This is a genomic window from Janthinobacterium woesei (assembly GCF_051380875.1).
Lineage (GTDB): Bacteria > Pseudomonadota > Gammaproteobacteria > Burkholderiales > Burkholderiaceae_D > Janthinobacterium.
In genome coordinates, this window is sequence record NZ_JBNYXW010000010.1 from 236788 (window position 1) to 253089 (window position 16302).

15 protein-coding genes are annotated in these 16302 nt (G+C 62.5%); 11 read left to right on the forward strand and 4 right to left on the reverse strand.

Translation table 11 applies throughout. The features are described 5' to 3' along the window. Window positions 1–229: 229 nt before the first annotated feature. From dapC to arfB, 8 genes are all read left to right on the forward strand, one after another. Entirely contained in the window at window positions 230–1459 is a 1230-nt protein-coding gene (gene dapC / locus ACQ4W6_RS13960; protein WP_436567768.1) for a succinyldiaminopimelate transaminase, read from the forward strand. Between the two features lie 13 nt (window positions 1460–1472). After that, on the forward strand, window positions 1473–2300 hold the full coding sequence (gene dapD, locus ACQ4W6_RS13965; protein ID WP_436567769.1) for a 2,3,4,5-tetrahydropyridine-2,6-dicarboxylate N-succinyltransferase: 828 nt from the start codon (window positions 1473–1475) through the stop codon (window positions 2298–2300). 120 nt (window positions 2301–2420) lie between these two features. Further along, entirely contained in the window at window positions 2421–3968 is a 1548-nt protein-coding gene (locus ACQ4W6_RS13970; protein ID WP_436567770.1) for an FAD-dependent monooxygenase, read from the forward strand. Window positions 3969–4095: 127 nt separating this feature from the next. Continuing rightward, window positions 4096–4461 carry an ArsC family reductase gene (locus ACQ4W6_RS13975; protein ID WP_436567771.1) on the forward strand — a complete coding sequence of 122 codons (366 nt, stop codon included), beginning with the start codon at window positions 4096–4098 and terminating at the stop codon, window positions 4459–4461. A gap of 34 nt (window positions 4462–4495) precedes the next feature. Next, window positions 4496–5632: a succinyl-diaminopimelate desuccinylase gene (gene dapE, locus ACQ4W6_RS13980; RefSeq protein ID WP_436567772.1), complete on the forward strand. Its 1137-nt coding sequence runs from the start codon at window positions 4496–4498 to the stop codon at window positions 5630–5632. A gap of 54 nt (window positions 5633–5686) precedes the next feature. Continuing rightward, a complete protein-coding gene (gene prmB / locus ACQ4W6_RS13985; protein WP_436567773.1) occupies window positions 5687–6577 on the forward strand; it encodes a 50S ribosomal protein L3 N(5)-glutamine methyltransferase in 891 nt (296 codons plus the stop codon). Window positions 6578–6614: 37 nt separating this feature from the next. Beyond that, window positions 6615–8612, forward strand: a complete 1998-nt coding sequence (locus ACQ4W6_RS13990; RefSeq protein WP_436567774.1) for an ATP-binding cassette domain-containing protein — start codon at window positions 6615–6617, stop codon at window positions 8610–8612. A 142-nt stretch (window positions 8613–8754) separates the two neighbouring features. Beyond that, window positions 8755–9153, forward strand: a complete 399-nt coding sequence (arfB, locus tag ACQ4W6_RS13995) for an alternative ribosome rescue aminoacyl-tRNA hydrolase ArfB (protein ID WP_034749850.1) — start codon at window positions 8755–8757, stop codon at window positions 9151–9153. On the opposite strand, the gene ACQ4W6_RS14000 is transcribed toward arfB, so the two are convergent. Beyond that, entirely contained in the window at window positions 9150–11015 is a 1866-nt protein-coding gene (locus ACQ4W6_RS14000; RefSeq protein ID WP_436567775.1) for a flagellar assembly protein A, read from the reverse strand. The genes arfB and ACQ4W6_RS14000 overlap by 4 nt on opposite strands. A gap of 146 nt (window positions 11016–11161) precedes the next feature. Continuing rightward, the gene (locus tag ACQ4W6_RS14005) at window positions 11162–11557 is read right to left on the reverse strand and encodes a hypothetical protein (RefSeq protein ID WP_436567776.1); all 396 of its coding nucleotides are present in this window, start codon (window positions 11555–11557) and stop codon (window positions 11162–11164) included. A 264-nt stretch (window positions 11558–11821) separates the two neighbouring features. On the opposite strand from ACQ4W6_RS14005, the gene ompR reads away from it, so the two are divergent. Then, window positions 11822–12523 (forward strand): osmolarity response regulator transcription factor OmpR, encoded by a 702-nt coding sequence (gene ompR / locus ACQ4W6_RS14010; protein ID WP_436567793.1) that lies wholly within the window; start codon window positions 11822–11824, stop codon window positions 12521–12523. A gap of 13 nt (window positions 12524–12536) precedes the next feature. Further along, window positions 12537–13895, forward strand: a complete 1359-nt coding sequence (locus ACQ4W6_RS14015; RefSeq protein WP_436567777.1) for a sensor histidine kinase family protein — start codon at window positions 12537–12539, stop codon at window positions 13893–13895. Window positions 13896–13929: 34 nt separating this feature from the next. Here ACQ4W6_RS14015 and ACQ4W6_RS14020 read toward each other — a convergent pair whose 3' ends face one another. Together ACQ4W6_RS14020 and ACQ4W6_RS14025 are read right to left on the reverse strand one after the other, a co-directional pair. Next, window positions 13930–14409, reverse strand: coding sequence for an Imm26 family immunity protein (locus ACQ4W6_RS14020; protein WP_436567778.1), 480 nt, complete (start codon window positions 14407–14409; stop codon window positions 13930–13932). A gap of 93 nt (window positions 14410–14502) precedes the next feature. After that, window positions 14503–14808, reverse strand: coding sequence for a ferritin family protein (locus ACQ4W6_RS14025; protein WP_436567779.1), 306 nt, complete (start codon window positions 14806–14808; stop codon window positions 14503–14505). Between the two features lie 172 nt (window positions 14809–14980). Here ACQ4W6_RS14025 and ACQ4W6_RS14030 point away from each other — a divergent pair, with 172 nt between their 5' ends. Then, window positions 14981–16138, forward strand: coding sequence for an iron-containing alcohol dehydrogenase (locus ACQ4W6_RS14030; RefSeq protein ID WP_436567780.1), 1158 nt, complete (start codon window positions 14981–14983; stop codon window positions 16136–16138). The last annotated feature ends 164 nt before the right edge of the window (window positions 16139–16302 follow it).

The window sequence follows — 16302 nt, forward strand, 5'->3', positions numbered from 1 at the left end:
TTACCTTGCCGCGCCATGGCGCGGCACTCCCCGTGCGGCAGGCCGTGCCGCCCAACAGCATCGCGCTTGTGTCCTGCTTGTATCCCGCGTGCACAGCCCGCGCACGGGGACGGCTATAATGGCATGCTGGAATGCCTTAGTGCGACATCGGCATCCATACATCGGCAGCCATTTTGCCGCGACATGCTTTCAGCCACACCATCATCCCACTCTTGCCCTGGTCCGCTCCGTGAATCCACTTCTTGCTAAACTGCAACCATATCCATTTGAAAAGCTGCGCCAGCTGTTTGCCGGCGTGACGGTCAATCCCGACTATGCGCCCATCAGCCTGGGCATGGGCGAACCCAAGCACCCGACGCCGGCTTTTATCGAGCAAGCGCTGGTCGACAATATCCACGGCCTGGCCAGCTATCCGACCACCATCGGCTCGGAAGCCTTGCGCGGCGCCATCGCTGGCTGGCTGGAGCGCCGCTATGGCATCCCCAGGCTCAATCCTGCCACGCAAATCCTGCCCGTGAATGGCTCGCGCGAAGCCTTGTTTGCGCTGGCGCAAACGGTAATCGATCCATCGGCCGGTTCGCTGGTGATCAGCCCGAATCCGTTTTATCAGATTTACGAAGGCGCGGCCTACCTGGCCGGCGCCGAACCGTATTTCGTCAATTCCGACCCGGCGCGCAATTTCGGCTGCGACTACGACAGCGTGTCCGCGTCCGTGTGGGAAAAAGTCAAGCTGCTGTTCCTGTGTTCGCCGGGCAACCCGACGGGCGCCGTCTTGACCCTGACGGACTGGGAACATCTGTTCGCCCTGTCCGAGCGTTATGACTTCGTCATCGCCGCCGACGAATGCTATTCCGAGATCTACCACGGCGACACGGCCCCGCTGGGCGCGCTGCAGGCGGCGCACATGCTGGGCCTGTCCAGTATCGAACGCCCGTATGCGCGCCTGGTGGTATTTTCCAGCCTGTCGAAGCGCTCCAACGTGCCGGGCATGCGCTCGGGTTTCGTCGCTGGCGACGCCGAAGTGTTGAAAAAATTCCTGCTTTACCGAACCTACCACGGCGGCGCCATGAGCCCTGCCGTGCAGGCGGCCTCCGTCGCGGCCTGGAACGACGAAACCCATGTCGAGGAAAATCGCGCCAAATACCGCGCCAAGTTCGACGCCATCACGCCGCTGCTGCAAACGGTGATGGACGTGCAATTGCCGGACGCCGGCTTCTACCTGTGGGCCGACGTCAGCCGCACGGGCCTGTCCGACACGCAATTCGCGCAACGCCTGTACGCCGAATATAATGTCACGGTATTGCCTGGCAGCTACCTGGCGCGCGACGCGCACGGCATCAATCCGGGCCGCAACCGCATCCGCATGGCCCTGGTGGCCGAAACGGCCGAAGGGCTGGAAGCCGCACTGCGCATAGTAAAATTCTGCCAGCAGCTTTCCGCATCCGCATCAACCAACTAAACAAGACACCATCATGAGCCAACAACTGCAAAACATCATCGACCTGGCCTGGGAAAACCGCGCCGAGATCAATCCGGGCAACGGCACCGCCGAACTGCGCGACGCCGTCGGCCACGTCATCAACGGCCTGGACAACGGCAGCATCCGCGTGGCGGAAAAAACCACGGGCGACTGGGTCGTCAACCAGTGGGTCAAGAAAGCCGTGCTGCTGTCGTTCCGCCTGGAAAACAACGTCGTCATGCCATCGGATGGCACGATGCAGTTCTACGACAAGGTGCCGACCAAGTTCGCCAACTACACGCCGGAAGACTTCGCCAAGGGCGGTTTCCGCGTGGTACCACCTGCCGTCGCCCGCCGTGGTTCCTTCATCGCCAAGAACGTCGTGCTGATGCCGTCCTACGTCAACATCGGCGCCTACGTCGATGAAGGCGCCATGGTCGACACCTGGGCCACCGTTGGTTCCTGCGCGCAAATCGGCAAGAACGTCCACCTGTCCGGCGGCGTCGGCATCGGCGGCGTACTGGAGCCTATGCAAGCGAACCCGACCATCATCGAAGACAACTGCTTCATCGGCGCCCGTTCGGAAATCGTCGAAGGCGTGATCGTCGAAGAAAACTCGGTCATCTCGATGGGCGTCTACATCGGCCAATCGACCAAGATCTACGACCGCGCCACCGGCGAAGTGACGTATGGCCGCGTGCCATCCGGCTCCGTCGTGGTCTCGGGCAACCTGCCTTCGGAAGACGGCAAGTACTCGCTGTACTGCGCCGTGATCGTCAAACGCGTGGATGCAAAAACCCGCGCCAAGACCGGTATCAACGAGTTGCTGCGCGGCATTTGATCACTGCGCTGTAAAACGTACTGAGTACCCTGAATGTCCCGCCCTGGCGGGACATTTTCATTTCCAAAACACACTCAATCATCCTGCAGCCATGACGCATCCTGTCCTATACTGGATGGCATGAATACTCCCCCCGTATTGATCGTCGGCGCCGGTCCTACCGGCCTCATGCTTGCCTTGCGCCTGGCGCGCCATGGCGTCGATTGCCGCATCATCGACAAGAACAGCGGCCCCGGGCAGGCGTCGCGGGCCATGGCCGTGCATGCGCGCACGCTGGAGTTTTACCAGCAGCTGGGCTTTGCCGACGAGCTGGTCAGCCTGGGCATCAAGATCAACGCCATGCATATCCACGAAGGCGGCGAGGAATTGGTGAAACTGGCGCTGGGCGAGATCGGTGAAGGCCTGAGCCCCTATCCTTTCGTGCTGAGCCTGCCGCAAGACGAGCATGAACGCTTCCTCGTCAGCAAGCTGGCCGGAGCCGGCGTGCACGTGGAATGGAATGTCACGCTAGACCTGTGGACGCAAGACGATAGCGAAGTGCAAGCCATCCTGCTCAAAGATGGCGAACGTCAATATTGCACGTTTGATTACATTTGCGGCTGCGACGGTGCCCGCAGCACGGTGCGCAAGATTGCACAATTTGACTTTTCCGGCGGCACCTACGATCACCTGTATTACGTGGCCGACGCCAGGGTGGCGGGCAGCAATACCGACTTGCACGCCCACTTGGGGGCGAACTCCTTTGCCTTGATGTTGCCGGTACGCACCAGCGGCATGCAGCGCTTGATCGGCATCCTGCCCGATCGCCCCGAAGGCGCTCCTGCGCCCACCTTCGACGATGTGCGCGGCGACGTGGAAACCTTGCTGAACGTCAAGGTCGAACACGTGAACTGGTTTTCCACCTATACGGTGCAGCACCGGGTGGCAGGGCAATTTCGCGAGCGGCGCTGCTTCATCCTTGGCGACGCGGCCCATCTGCACAGCCCCGTGGGCGGCCAGGGCATGAACACGGGCCTGGGCGACGCCGTCAACCTGGCCTGGAAACTGGCGCAAAAACTGCGCGGACAGAGCAATGACGCCCTGCTCGACACCTATGAAAGCGAGCGCATCGTGTTTGCCCGCAAGCTCGTCGCCACCACCGACCGCGCCTTCCAGGCCATCGTCGCGCAAGGCATGGCCGGGCAATTCCTGCGCCGCTGGCTGGTGCCGCATGCGCTGCCTTTCCTCTCCGGCTTCGAACGCGCGCGCCGTTTGCTGTTCCAGACGGTGTCGCAAATCCAGATCAAGTATGAAGACAGCGCTCTCTCGGCAGGCTACGCGGAAAACTTGCGCGGCGGCGACCGCCTGCCCTGGTTCTCGGACGGCACGCAAGACAATTTTACGGCCCTGCGCAGCATGGATTGGCAATTGCACATCTATGGCGAAGCGGCGCCCGAACTGCTGGCCGAGGCGCGCGTGCTGAAGCTGAGCGTGCATTGCTACACGTTCAATGTCGCCGCCAAGCTGGCGGGACTGGGCCGCGATTGCGCCTATCTGGTGCGCCCCGACGGCCACATCGCGCTAGCCCTGCACCTGCAGGAAAGCGGCGCCCTGCGCGCCCTGGCGCTGCGCCTGGGCTTGCATTTCGGTCCGCTGGAAACGGGCAAGGCGGCGCCTCGGCCCGTCTAGGGCGGCCGTGCTGCACCGCCGCATCGTGGCGTATCAACTGTATAATGGCGGCTAACATCGCGTTTTGCCTTGGCGCAAGCGCGGCAATCAAGCATGCCGCATTCATTCTCCGTTAGCCTGACCCACTATGACCATCACACTCTACGGTATCCCCAACTGCGATACCGTCAAAAAAGCCCGCACCTGGCTGGCCGCGCAGCAACTCGACTTCACCTTCCATGACTTCAAGAAGCAGGGCCTGGAACGCGCCACCGTCGACGCCTGGCTGCAGCAATTGCCGTGGGATGTGCTGGTCAACAAGAAAGGCACGACCTGGCGCGCCCTGTCCGACGAGCGCAAGGCGTCCATTACTGACGCCGCCAGCGCTTTGGCCCTGATGCTGGAAAACCCGTCCATCATCAAGCGCCCCGTGCTGGACAAGGATGGCCAGTTCAGCGTGGCGTTTTCGGACGCGCAGTACAAGGCCATTTTCTCGCTGACACTATTTAGTTGACCACCGGAACGATGTTGCCGGCACGACCTTACTCATGACCACCTCCAAGACCCTCGCCCTGACCGAAAAACTGATCGCCCTGTCCTCGGTCACGCCCGACGACAAGGGCTGCCAGCAGCATTTGATCGACATCCTCACGCCGCTGGGCTTTGTCTGCGAGACGATCCTGTCGAACGACGTCACCAATTTATGGGCGCGCCGTGGCACGGCCTCGCCCGTGTTCGTCTTTGCCGGCCATACGGACGTGGTGCCCACCGGTCCCGTCGAGCAATGGCGCTCGCAGCCCTTCATTCCCACGCACCGCGACGGCAAGCTGTACGGGCGTGGCGCGGCCGACATGAAGACCTCGATTGCCGCCATGGTAGTTGCTTGTGAAGAATTTATCGCCGCCACGCCCGAGCACTCCGGGTCGATTGCCTTCCTGATCACCAGCGACGAGGAAGGCCCCGCCACGGATGGCACCGTCATCGTGTGCGACAGGCTCAAGGCGCGCGGCGAGCAGATCGACTATTGCCTGGTGGGCGAACCGACCTCCAGCGCGCAACTGGGCGACATGATCAAGAACGGCCGCCGCGGTTCGCTCTCGGGCCGCTTGACGATCAAGGGCGTGCAAGGTCATATTGCCTACCCGCAACTGGCAAAAAACCCCATCCACGAAGCGGCGCAGGCGCTGGCCGACCTGGTCGAGGAAAAGTGGGATGCAGGCAACGAATATTACCTGCCCACTTCCTGGCAAATGTCGAACATTAATGCGGGCACGGGCGCCAACAATGTGATTCCGGGCGACATGGTGATCGACTTCAATTTCCGCTTTTCCACGGCCAGCACGGCGGAAAACCTGCAGCAACGGGTCCACGCCATCCTCGACCGGCATGACTTGCAGTACGACTTGCAATGGACCCTGAGCGGCCAGCCCTTCCTCACGCCGCGCGGCACCCTGTCCGATGCCTTGTCCGCCGCGATCGAGCAGGAAACGGGCATCACGACGCAGCTGTCGACCACGGGCGGCACCTCGGATGGCCGGTTTATCGCGCAGATCTGCCCCCAAGTGATAGAATTCGGGCCGCCCAATGCAAGTATTCACAAGATCGACGAGCACATCGAACTGTGCCACATCGATCCCCTGAAAAATATTTACCGGCGTACGCTGGAGCATTTGCTGCCCGCCTGAATGAATACCGAGGCCCGTCACGGCGGGCCAGAACACCGTCTTTTCGAGAATGCCATGACCCCGAACCCGTTTTCCACGCCACGCGACCTGCTGCGCTACGCCGTCACCCGTTTCAATACCGCCAAGCTGTTTTTCGGCCACGGCAGCGCCGAAGCGTTCGACGAAGCAGCCTATCTGATCCTGCACACCTTGAAGTTGCCGCTCGACCGCCTGGAGCCCTTCCTCGACGCCAAACTGCTGCCGTCGGAAGTGGCCAGCGTGATGAACGTCATCGACCGCCGCAGCATCGACCGCGTGCCGGCCGCCTACATCACCAGGGAAGCCTGGCTGGGCACGTATAACTTCTACGTCGACGAGCGCGTGATCGTGCCCCGTTCCTTCATCGCCGAACTGATCCCGGAATACTTCTCGCCATGGGTGCAGGAACCGGACGCCGTGGAAAACATCCTGGAACTGTGCACCGGCTCGGGTTGCCTGGCTATCATGATGGCCGACGCCTTCCCGAACGCCACGGTGGACGCGGTGGATATTTCCGCCGACGCGCTGGCCGTGGCCAAGCGCAACGTGGACACGTATAAACTGCAATCGCGCGTGAATCTGATCGAGTCCGACCTGTATGCGAACGTGCCGGCCAAGAAATACGACTTGATCATCAGCAACCCGCCGTACGTGAATTCCGCGTCGATGGGCGCCCTGCCCCAGGAATACCTGGCCGAACCGCAAATCGCCCTCGATGGCGGCAGCGATGGCATGGACCTGGTGCGCAAGATTATCGCCGGTGCAGCCGAGCGCCTGACCGACGACGGCATCCTGATGATAGAAATCGGCAACGAACGCGAATACGCAGAAGCGGCCTTCGGCGAGCTGGGCCTGACCTGGCTGACGACGAGCGCCGGCGACGACATGGTGTTCCTGCTGACAGCCGAACAGTTGAAGCTGGCGTAAGCGGCGCAGCGCCTTAATTTACAACACAAAGAAAAAAATGATACGTTTCCTACAAGTAAGCCTGATGCGCGGCATCAAACCGTTGCTCGAACAAGTCGACGTCACCCTCAACCCGGGCGACAAGATCGGCCTGATCGGCGCCAATGGCGCGGGCAAATCGAGCCTGTTCGCCATGATGCGCGGCGAATTGCACCCAGACCAGGGCGAGATCGATTTCCCGGCCAAGTGGCGCGTGGCTTACGTGGCGCAGGAAACGCCGCCGCTGGACCGTGCCGCGCTCGACTACGCCATCGATGGCGACATCACCTTGCGCAAACTGGAAGCCGAACTGGCGCATCTCGAATCGCAACCAGAAACCACGGAAAACGGCATCGCCATCGGCAACATGTATAGCGCGCTGGCCGATGCCGACGCCTACACCGTGCAGTCGCGCGGCGAGCAATTGCTGCTGGGCCTGGGCTTTACGCTCGATCAGATGCAGCAACCGGTGGCCAGTTTCTCCGGCGGCTGGCGCATGCGCTTGAACCTGGCGCAAGCGCTGATGTGCCCGTCCGACCTGCTGCTGCTCGATGAACCAACCAATCACTTGGATCTGGACGCCATCATCTGGCTGGAAGACTGGCTGAAACGCTACGCCGGCACCTTGCTGATCATTTCCCATGACCGCGACTTCCTCGATGAAGTGGTCAACGTGGTCGTGCACATTGACGAGCGCAAGCTGAAGCGCTACTCGGGCAACTATTCGAGCTTCGAGCGCCAACGCGCCGCGCAGATGATCCTGGCCGCCGGTGCGCTGGAAAAGCAACAGCGCAAGCGCGCCCATCTGGAGTCCTTCGTCAACCGCTTCAAGGCGCAAGCCTCGAAGGCCCGCCAGGCGCAAAGCCGCATGAAGGCGCTGGCGAAGATGGAAGAACTGGCGCCGCTGCGCGCAGCGGCCGAGTTCTCGTTCGAATTCCGCGAGCCGCTGTCGGCGCCAAACCCGCTGATGGTGATGGAAGACGTCGACGCGGGCTACAAGATCGAAAACGAAGCCACCGGCGAAATTACCCACAAGACCATCGTCAACGGCATCAAGTTCTCGCTGCAGATCGGCCAGCGCATTGGCCTGTTGGGCCAGAATGGCGCCGGCAAGTCGACCCTGATCAAGACCATCGCCGGCGAGCTGATGCCGCTGACGGGCGACGCCACCATGGGCAAGGGCCTCAACATCGGCTACTTCGCCCAGCACCAGGTGGAAATGCTGCGCCATGACGAGTCGCCGCTGTGGCATCTGGCCAAAATCGCGCCGAACGTGCGCGAACAGGAGCTGCGCAACTTCCTGGGCGGCTTCAACTTCCCGGGCAACATGGTTACCGCCTCGATCGCGCCCTTCTCGGGCGGCGAAAAGGCACGCCTGGCGCTGGCCCTGATCGTCTGGCAACGGCCGAACTTGCTGCTGCTCGATGAACCGACCAACCATCTGGATCTGGAAACGCGCGAAGCGCTGACGGAAGCCCTGGCCCAGTTCGAAGGCACGCTAGTCGTCGTCTCCCATGATCGCCACTTGCTGCGCGCCACCACCGACGAATTCATCATCGTTGCCGACGGCAAGCTGCAGCCGTTCGACGGCGACCTGGACGACTACAAGGATTGGCTGTTCAAGACCAAGCTGGGCAAGGGCACCGACGTGCTGCCAGCGGCCGGCAAGGCCAACAAGACCGATTTCCCCGTGGTCTCGCCGGTAGCAGCTGCGGTTGCTGCCCCTGCCGCGCCGGTGCGCGACAAGCGCCAGGAAGCGGAAGACCGCCAGAAGGCGGCCGCCTTGCGCAAGCCGATCGAAAACAAGATCAAGCGCCAGGAAGAGCAGATCGCCAAGCGCAATGCGCAAAAGGCGGAAACGGAAGCCAAACTGGGCGAGCCGACCATCTACGACGCCGCCAACAAGGCCAAGCTGAAACAGTTGCTGGCCGACCAGACCTTCTTCACCAAGGACCTGGCGCAGCTGGAAGCGGAATGGCTGGATTTGCAGGATCAGCTTGAAAAAATTGCTTCTTAAATACTGACCAGAGACATACTGACTAGAGACGGCTCACACGAGCCGTCTTTTTTTTGTCATGCCGCCTGCATGGGACTGGCGCTGCGGATGCGGGCGCGCGTCTTGCCTTACAATACCAGCATTGTTTTTCCACAGGCAGGCCATGCAACACCTCGTCAATCCCGCTGAAGTTGAATTCTCCGCCATCCGCGCCCAAGGGCCGGGCGGGCAGAATGTCAACAAGGTCTCCAGCGCCATCCATTTACGCTTTCCCATCGCCGCCTCGTCGCTGCCAGAAGCCTACAAGGAGCGCCTGCTGGCCCTGCGCGACAGCCGCATCAGCAAGGATGGCGTGCTGGTGCTCAAGGCGCAGCAATCGCGCAGCCAGGAGCAGAACAAGGAAGAAGCCTTGCGGCGCTTGCAGGAAATCATCGACAGCGTGACCTTCCTACCCGCCGTGCGCCGCGCCACCAAGCCCACGCGCAGCTCGCAGCGGCGCCGCCTCGACAGCAAGAGCACGCATAGCGTACTCAAGCAATCACGTGGCAAGGTCACCGATTAAATGGATGGCGGCGGCGCATACGTCCACTCCAGCGCGCCGCTGCTGTCGGCAAACACCAGCTGCGTGGGCGGCGTGGCGCTGCGCAAGAGCGCCTTGATCTCTTTCGGCGGCCGGTCGTAGACCTTGGCCGGGCCGCGCGGCACGACCATGGCGCGCACTGTCGTCTCGCCATCGACCAGGCCCAGGGTGCAGCGCGACTGGCCGGCCGTCGCCTGCCGCTCCTGGCGCAGCTGTTCTACCAGCGTGCGCATCAGCGCCTGGGAAATTTCCGATTGTTTTACTTCCAGCCGCAGCTGCGCCACTTCCTTCAGCACGGGGGCGATGCGCGCCGCCAGCTTGTCGTACTGCACCTGCTGCGCCTGCTGCAGCTGCAATTCGCCGCGCCGCAGCTGGCCCACCAGGGCCAGATAGCTGCGCACCTCGGTCAATTGCGCGATGGCGTCGATTTCCTGCTGCCGCTTGTGCTGCACCTGCGCATATTGCGCCGCCTTCGCCAGGCTGTCGGTGATCTTTTGCTCCAGCGCGCCCAAGTCGGGCACCAGCGGGAACAGCAGCATCTCGACCTGCTTGCGCGGCCCGGCGCTGCCGATGCGGATGGTGCGTGCGGCCACCGCGCAGCCTTCGGCCAGTTCGATGACGACGTCGTCGGCGATGATTTCGCAATTGCTGGCATGGTCGATCACCACGCGCGTGCCGGCGATGACGCAGCTTTCCGCGCGCAGCAGGTGCACCTCGCCCTTCAGCGCCTGCACCACGGAACCGGACGCCACGCCCTCGATGCGCACGTCGCCATGCTCGTTGAAGGCCGTGCCGCCCACCAGGTTGCTGTGTAGCAAGATCAGCCCGCCGTGCGAGTGCAGATGGCCGTACACGTCGCCATGGATGGTGATGTCGCTGCCGTCGACCGAGCGCTGCTCCTGCACTTCGCCATATTCCTCGTACGCGGCGCGCAGGGTCAGGTTGCCCGTAGTGCGGCTGCTGACGCCTTCGCGGCTGACGATTTTGTTTTCGACCGATATCTTGCCGTGTTCATCGACATTCACATAGCCATCGAGTGTGGCGACGATAAAGTCGCCATCGCTGAAGTGCTCGACCAGCGTGCCGGCACCGGCCACCGTTGCCAGGTCCAGGTCCAGCGGCGCCGGCGGCGCCAGCACGTTGCCGGCCAGGTCGTAGCCGGGCAAGCCGGGGGCAGCCGGCAGCTTACGCAGCAGGCGCACGTGTTTTTTGACTTGCGGGAAGCGGTTCTTGAAGCTGAGCAGGTCGAGCCGGCCGTCGGGGCGCTCGCGGGGCGCATCGTCGCGGTGTATGCCTTGCGATACCTCGACCAGCTGCGCGTCGCGCCCAGGCTGCGGCCCCAGCGCGCGCGCCACCGTGATGCGCTCGGCCTTGCCGGCGTCGAGCAGTGCGCGCACGGCCGCGCTGTCGATGCCGTAGCGCACGCCCTTGCCCCACAGGTCGGCCACCAGTTCGTCCAGCTCGCGGCGCGCCGGCACCTGGCCATCCTCATCGAGAGGCAGCGCCTCGAAGTAAAACTCGGCGCTGTCGCCGCGGATCTTGACTTGCTTGTAGAGCAAGCGGCGCTGTGGCGGGAATGGCGCGACGCGGGCAGCGATGCGCAGCAAGGCGTCGCCCTTGGGCGCGCTGCGCGGCACGGGCGCATGAAACAGGGTCAGCAGGAACAGGGCGTAATCGAGGCCAAGCAGCAACTGGCCGGACTGGAACAGCTGCTCGACGGCGGCGCGCAGCTGCGCCGGCGCCAGGGACAAGTCAAGAAACACGCCCTCGTGGCGCTGCACCATGCCATGCGGCAAGCCGCCAGCTACGGCCGCATCCGGAACCGGTGTTTCGTCGTCGCTCACCACTTGCCTCCGCAGGATAGAGAATTGCCTCAGTGCCCTGGAACAATATCATGCGGCGCGGCAGCGTGCCCAATTTGGCGCGGCGCCAAATGCAAACAGGGCCATGTCTTGCGAGATGGCCCTGTCCGATGCTGCGTACGCCGTGCCTAGCGGCGCGGCGGATTCGAGTAGATGTCTTGCCCCACTTCATTGATCTGGCGGCGCAGGTCGCGGCGCTCGTCGGGCGTCATGCGGCCCGTGCGGCGCGATGCATCGGCGCCTTCGCTGGCACGGCGCTGCTCTTCTGCGCGCGTGTCGAAACTGCGTGCGTCACGCTGTTCGCGCACTCGCGTATCATTGCTATTATTGCGCGGTACCTGTTCATAACGCTGGGTCTGCAGTTGCTGCTGCTCGTCACGCCGTGGTGGCGGCTGGTTTTGAGCCTGCGCCAGGCTGGCGGTCAACAAAGAGCACACGGCAAACGCAGACAGGACAAGCGAAGTGGCGCGCGCGGCAAAAGCTGCGCTGGGAGCGGCGTGAATTTTTTTAGTAAAGATATTCATTGAGTTCCTCTTCCGCAATGCCGTATACACTTAAAGCTGATTTCCACTGTGGCCCCAGTGTATGATGCTTTACACGGTGCAGTAAGAGCAAATGGGTAAAGTTTGTAACAGTTTGTAATGGGTCGCCACAGTCCCTTGCCGACGCCGCGCGAGGCGTTACTATAGCAACTAATATAAGATAACACGACACCCTAAATGACCACAACCTCCACTTCCGGCAGCAATACCACAACGCAATCCATCCACGGCCACCAGGCCAAAATCATGGTAGTGGATGACGATGTGCGCCTGCGCGATCTGCTGCGCCGCTACCTGACCGAACAGGGTTTCAATGTCTTTACGGCAGAGAGCGCCACGGCCATGAACAAGCTGTGGCTGCGCGAGCGCTACGATCTGCTGGTACTCGACTTGATGCTGCCCGGTGAAGACGGCTTGTCGATCTGCCGCCGCCTGCGCGGCGCTGGCGACCTGACGCCGATCATCATGCTGACGGCCAAGGGCGAGGACGTCGACCGCATCGTCGGCCTGGAAATGGGCGCCGACGATTACCTGCCAAAACCGTTCAATCCACGCGAACTGGTGGCGCGCATCGGCGCCGTGCTGCGCCGCAAGGGTCCCGATGAAATCCCGGGCGCGCCGTCGGAAACGCCGCAAACCTTCGAGTTCGGCGACTTCGTGCTGGACCTGGGCACGCGTACCCTGAAAAAGAGTGGCGAAACGGTGCCGCTGACGACGGGCGAATTTTCCGTCCTGAAAGTGTTTGCCCGCCATGCACGCCAGCCGCTGTCGCGCGAAAAACTCATGGAACTGGCGCGCGGGCGCGAATACGAAGTGTTCGACCGCAGCCTGGACGTGCAAATTTCGCGCCTGCGCAAGCTGATCGAGCCAGATCCGTCGAGCCCGCTGTTCATCCAGACCGTGTGGGGTTTGGGCTACGTCTTCATCCCGGACGGACAGCCGCGCTGATCGCTGGCGAGGCATGATGAAGCTTGTTCCCGATATCAGCCTGGCGCGGCTGAAAAGCGGCCTGTTCTGGCGCACTTTTTTGCTGCTCGGCACCTTGACCACGGTCAGCATGATCACCTGGATCGGCATGATTTCCGTCATCCAGCGCGAGCCGCAGGCGCAGCAGCTTTCCGCCCAGATCATTTCCGTCGTCACCATCACGCATGCGGCGCTGACGCACTCGGCCCCCGAGCTGCGCCGCGAGCTGCTGTTCGACCTGGTCAGCAATGAAGGCATCCGCATCTTCTCGCTGGAAGAGGACGACCGCATCGAGCCGCCGTCCGACAATTACCTGATGCCAGAGATCGAGGCGCAGGTGAAAGCCAAGCTGGGCAAGGACACGCGCTTTTCCGCGCGCGTCAACGGCGTGGCCGGCTTCTGGGTCAGCTTCAAGATCGACGACGACGAATACTGGCTGATGCTGGACCGCGAGCGCCTGCGCGGCCTGACGGGCTTCCAGTGGCTGGGCTGGGCCAGCCTGGTGTCGCTGCTGTCCTTGCTGGGCGCCGCCATCATTTCCAGCCTGATCAACCTGCCCCTGGCGCGCCTGACGGCGGCCGCGCGCGACATCGCCAAGGGCAAGCAGCCGGCGCCGCTGCCGGAAAAAGGCCCGATCGAAATCATCGAGGCGAACCGCAGCTTCAACCAGATGGTCGACGATTTAAAACAGGTGGAATCGGACCGCGCCGTGATCCTGGCCGGCATTTCGCACGATTTGCGCACGCCGCTGGCACGCATGCAGCTGGAAGTGGAAATGGCCAACCTGTCGGACGAGGCGCGCGACGGCATCCAGTCCGATATCGGCCAGATGGACGCCATCATCGGCCAGTTCCTCGATTACGCCAGGCCGACGGAAGTGTCGCGCTTTACCGATGTTGACCTGAGCGGCTTGCTCAGCGACATGGCGCGCGAAGCGATGCGCTTGCCGGACGTGAAGCTCACGGCCGACATTGCCGAAGGCGCGCATGCGATGGGCAACCCCACCGATTTACGCCGCGTGCTGAACAACTTGGTCGAGAATGCGCGCCGCTATGGCAAGACGCCGGGCAGCGACGTGACGGAAATCGACATCGCCTGCCACGTGCGAACCAGCCACGGCACGAAAAAAGTCATTATCGAGGTGCAGGACCACGGCACGGGCGTGCCGGCGGAAGAAATCGAGCAACTGCTGAAACCGTTCACCCGCCTCGACACGGCGCGCGGACAGGCAAATGGCGCCGGCCTGGGCCTGGCCATCGTCGACCGCGTGCTGCTGCGCCACGGCGCTGAACTGCAGGTGCGCAACCGCGAAGGCGGCGGCCTGGCGTTTCAGATCAGCTTGCCGGCGGTGTAAAGTTGAACGGCACAGCCGTGCCGTTCAACGACTTTCAAGCCGGCGCCTGCACGGGCGCCAGCAATTTATTCATCAACAATTCCGTTGCCCCGTAGCCATACAGGGAATCGCTTTCCATGCCCGGCGTATCGAAGGCAATCGATTCCTCGCGGTCCAGCTTGGCAGGATTGGCGTCCGCATAGCTGGCGCGCCAGGCGCGCTGCAAGGATTCGTTGCGGCGGATAAAGGCCGGCATGGGCCAGGCAGCCCGATTCCAGTGGCCGCTGTCGCCCAGCAGAGGCCAGCGTTCGTTGAGCAGGGCCATGTCGCCCGTGCGCAAGCGGCGCACGGCCTGCGCTGGCTGCAAGCCTTCCAGTTCATCCAGCGACGGCAAGGTTTCCCGTTTCGGCCCGAACATATAGGCCAGCATGATGCGCCCGGCAGGCGCCGTGCGCGCCACCACGCCGACGGCATAGCCGCCACCCGGCAAGGGCACGGCAAACCAGCTGCCTTCTCGGTATGGTAATGATTTCATATCTACAAATTTCCCCAAAGTCGTGTCCGGGGCACAGTCTACGCGAAGCGGCGCGAGAATGGCGTATGGTACGCCACGGCAACAAACCAATAGTTACGAAACGCTCTGATCGTAATGGTACTGCGCCACGATAGGACCGGCCTTGAACAGCGCTTCCTTCATTTCCTTGTCCAGGCGCGCGTCGCGGCGGCGCATCCATTCGAGCAGCATGGCCGCTTCCCTGCGGCTGGTATCACCCGCATGGGCCAGCACGCGGCGCAGTTCCGGGTCGGTGCAAGCCTCGAAACGCTGGCTGTTCAGGTCCAGCGCCTGCAAGGCGGCGATGGTGGCGCCGATGGCGCGGTGCATGTCGAGCGCAGTGGCGGGCAAGTCGGTTTCTTCCAGTGGGAGGGTGGTCATGCGCATTCCTTTTCGCGTAATAAGTGGTGACAGCGGTGACGGCGGTGACAGCGTCTGCGCTGCATTCTCCACTGCGAGGGCAAAAAGCTCAAGCGTCCACGACACGTTTCCACCCGTTCGGCCATAATCATGGGTCAGCAAGTCTAGCCCATACTTCAGCAGCGGGAGCGCCATGTTCAATTTCGACTTTTACAATCCAACGCAAATCCTCTTCGGCCAAGGCCAGATCGCCGCCATCACGGCCCTGATTCCGCCCCAGGCCCGGGTCCTGATGACGTATGGCGGCGGCAGCATCAAGCAAAACGGCGTCTACGATGAAGTGCGCGCGGCGCTGGCCGGCCATACGCTGCTGGAATTTGCCGGCATCGAACCCAATCCCAGCTACGAAACCCTGATGCAGGCCGTGGCCATGGTGAAAAGCGAGCGCATCGACTTCCTGCTGGCCGTGGGCGGCGGCTCCGTGGTCGATGGCACCAAGTTCATCGCCGCAGCCGCCCTGCATGAAGGCGAGGCCTGGAACATCCTGGCGAAAGGCGGCAAGATCATCGACGCCGCCCTGCCCTTCGGCAGCGTATTGACGTTACCGGCCACCGGTTCCGAAATGAATGGCTCGGCCGTGATCACGCGCAAGGCGACGCAGGAAAAACGCTCGTTCATGAGCCGCAAGGTGTATCCGAAGTTTTCCGTGCTCGATCCAACAAAGACATTTACCTTGCCGCTGCGCCAGGTGGGCAATGGCGTCGTCGATGCGTTTGCGCATGTGATGGAACAGTATTTGACCTACCCCGTGAACGCCTCGGTGCAAGACCGTTTCGCCGAAGGCATCCTGCTGACCCTGATCGAAGAAGGTCCGAAAGCCCTGTCGCAGCCGGACGACTACGACGTGCGCGCCAACGTGATGTGGAGCGCCACCCTGGCCTTGAACGGCCTGATCGGCGTGGGCGTGCCGCAAGACTGGTCCACGCACGCCATTGGCCACGAATTGACGGCCCTGTACGAGCTTGATCACGCGCAAACCCTGGCCATCATCCTGCCCAGCATGTTGCGCGTGCGCAAACAGGCCAAGCGCGCCAAGCTGCTGCAATACGCGGCCCGCGTGTGGGGCCTCGATGGCGGCGACGAGGACGGCCGCATCGAGGCGGCCATCGCGCGCACCGAGTTCTTCTTCCGCCACATGGGCGTCAAGACGCGCCTGGCCGACTACGGCCTGAACCATCTCAGCGTGGACGCCGTCGTTGCCGCACTGGAAGCGCACGGCATGACGGCGCTGGGCGAACAGCGCGAAGTGACGCCTGCCGTCAGCCGCAAGGTGCTGGAGCTGAGTCTATAAGCTCAGTTTGCAGTTTCAGCTTGCACTGTTGTAAAACGGTCCAGGGTGATTGCATGAAGCATCAAGTCGGCAAGCCCAAGACCTTGGCGAGATAGTCGGCACTCCAGCCAGCTTTTAAGCGTTTGGTAGCGATGCCGACCTTGGTCGACTTTTCATTTTTCAGC

Coding starts and splice junctions, on each gene's coding strand:
- arfB (WP_034749850.1), top strand. CDS start 8,755: ATGCAACACCTCGTCAATCCCGCTGAAGTTGAATTCTCCGCCATCCGC.
- ACQ4W6_RS13975 (WP_436567771.1), top strand. CDS start 4,096: ATGACCATCACACTCTACGGTATCCCCAACTGCGATACCGTCAAAAAA.
- ompR (WP_436567793.1), top strand. CDS start 11,822: ATGGTAGTGGATGACGATGTGCGCCTGCGCGATCTGCTGCGCCGCTAC.
- dapD (WP_436567769.1), top strand. CDS start 1,473: ATGAGCCAACAACTGCAAAACATCATCGACCTGGCCTGGGAAAACCGC.
- prmB (WP_436567773.1), top strand. CDS start 5,687: ATGACCCCGAACCCGTTTTCCACGCCACGCGACCTGCTGCGCTACGCC.
- ACQ4W6_RS13970 (WP_436567770.1), top strand. CDS start 2,421: ATGAATACTCCCCCCGTATTGATCGTCGGCGCCGGTCCTACCGGCCTC.
- ACQ4W6_RS14025 (WP_436567779.1), bottom strand. CDS start 14,808: ATGACCACCCTCCCACTGGAAGAAACCGACTTGCCCGCCACTGCGCTC.
- ACQ4W6_RS13990 (WP_436567774.1), top strand. CDS start 6,615: ATGATACGTTTCCTACAAGTAAGCCTGATGCGCGGCATCAAACCGTTG.
- ACQ4W6_RS14015 (WP_436567777.1), top strand. CDS start 12,537: ATGATGAAGCTTGTTCCCGATATCAGCCTGGCGCGGCTGAAAAGCGGC.
- dapE (WP_436567772.1), top strand. CDS start 4,496: ATGACCACCTCCAAGACCCTCGCCCTGACCGAAAAACTGATCGCCCTG.
- ACQ4W6_RS14020 (WP_436567778.1), bottom strand. CDS start 14,409: ATGAAATCATTACCATACCGAGAAGGCAGCTGGTTTGCCGTGCCCTTG.
- ACQ4W6_RS14030 (WP_436567780.1), top strand. CDS start 14,981: ATGTTCAATTTCGACTTTTACAATCCAACGCAAATCCTCTTCGGCCAA.
- ACQ4W6_RS14005 (WP_436567776.1), bottom strand. CDS start 11,557: ATGAATATCTTTACTAAAAAAATTCACGCCGCTCCCAGCGCAGCTTTT.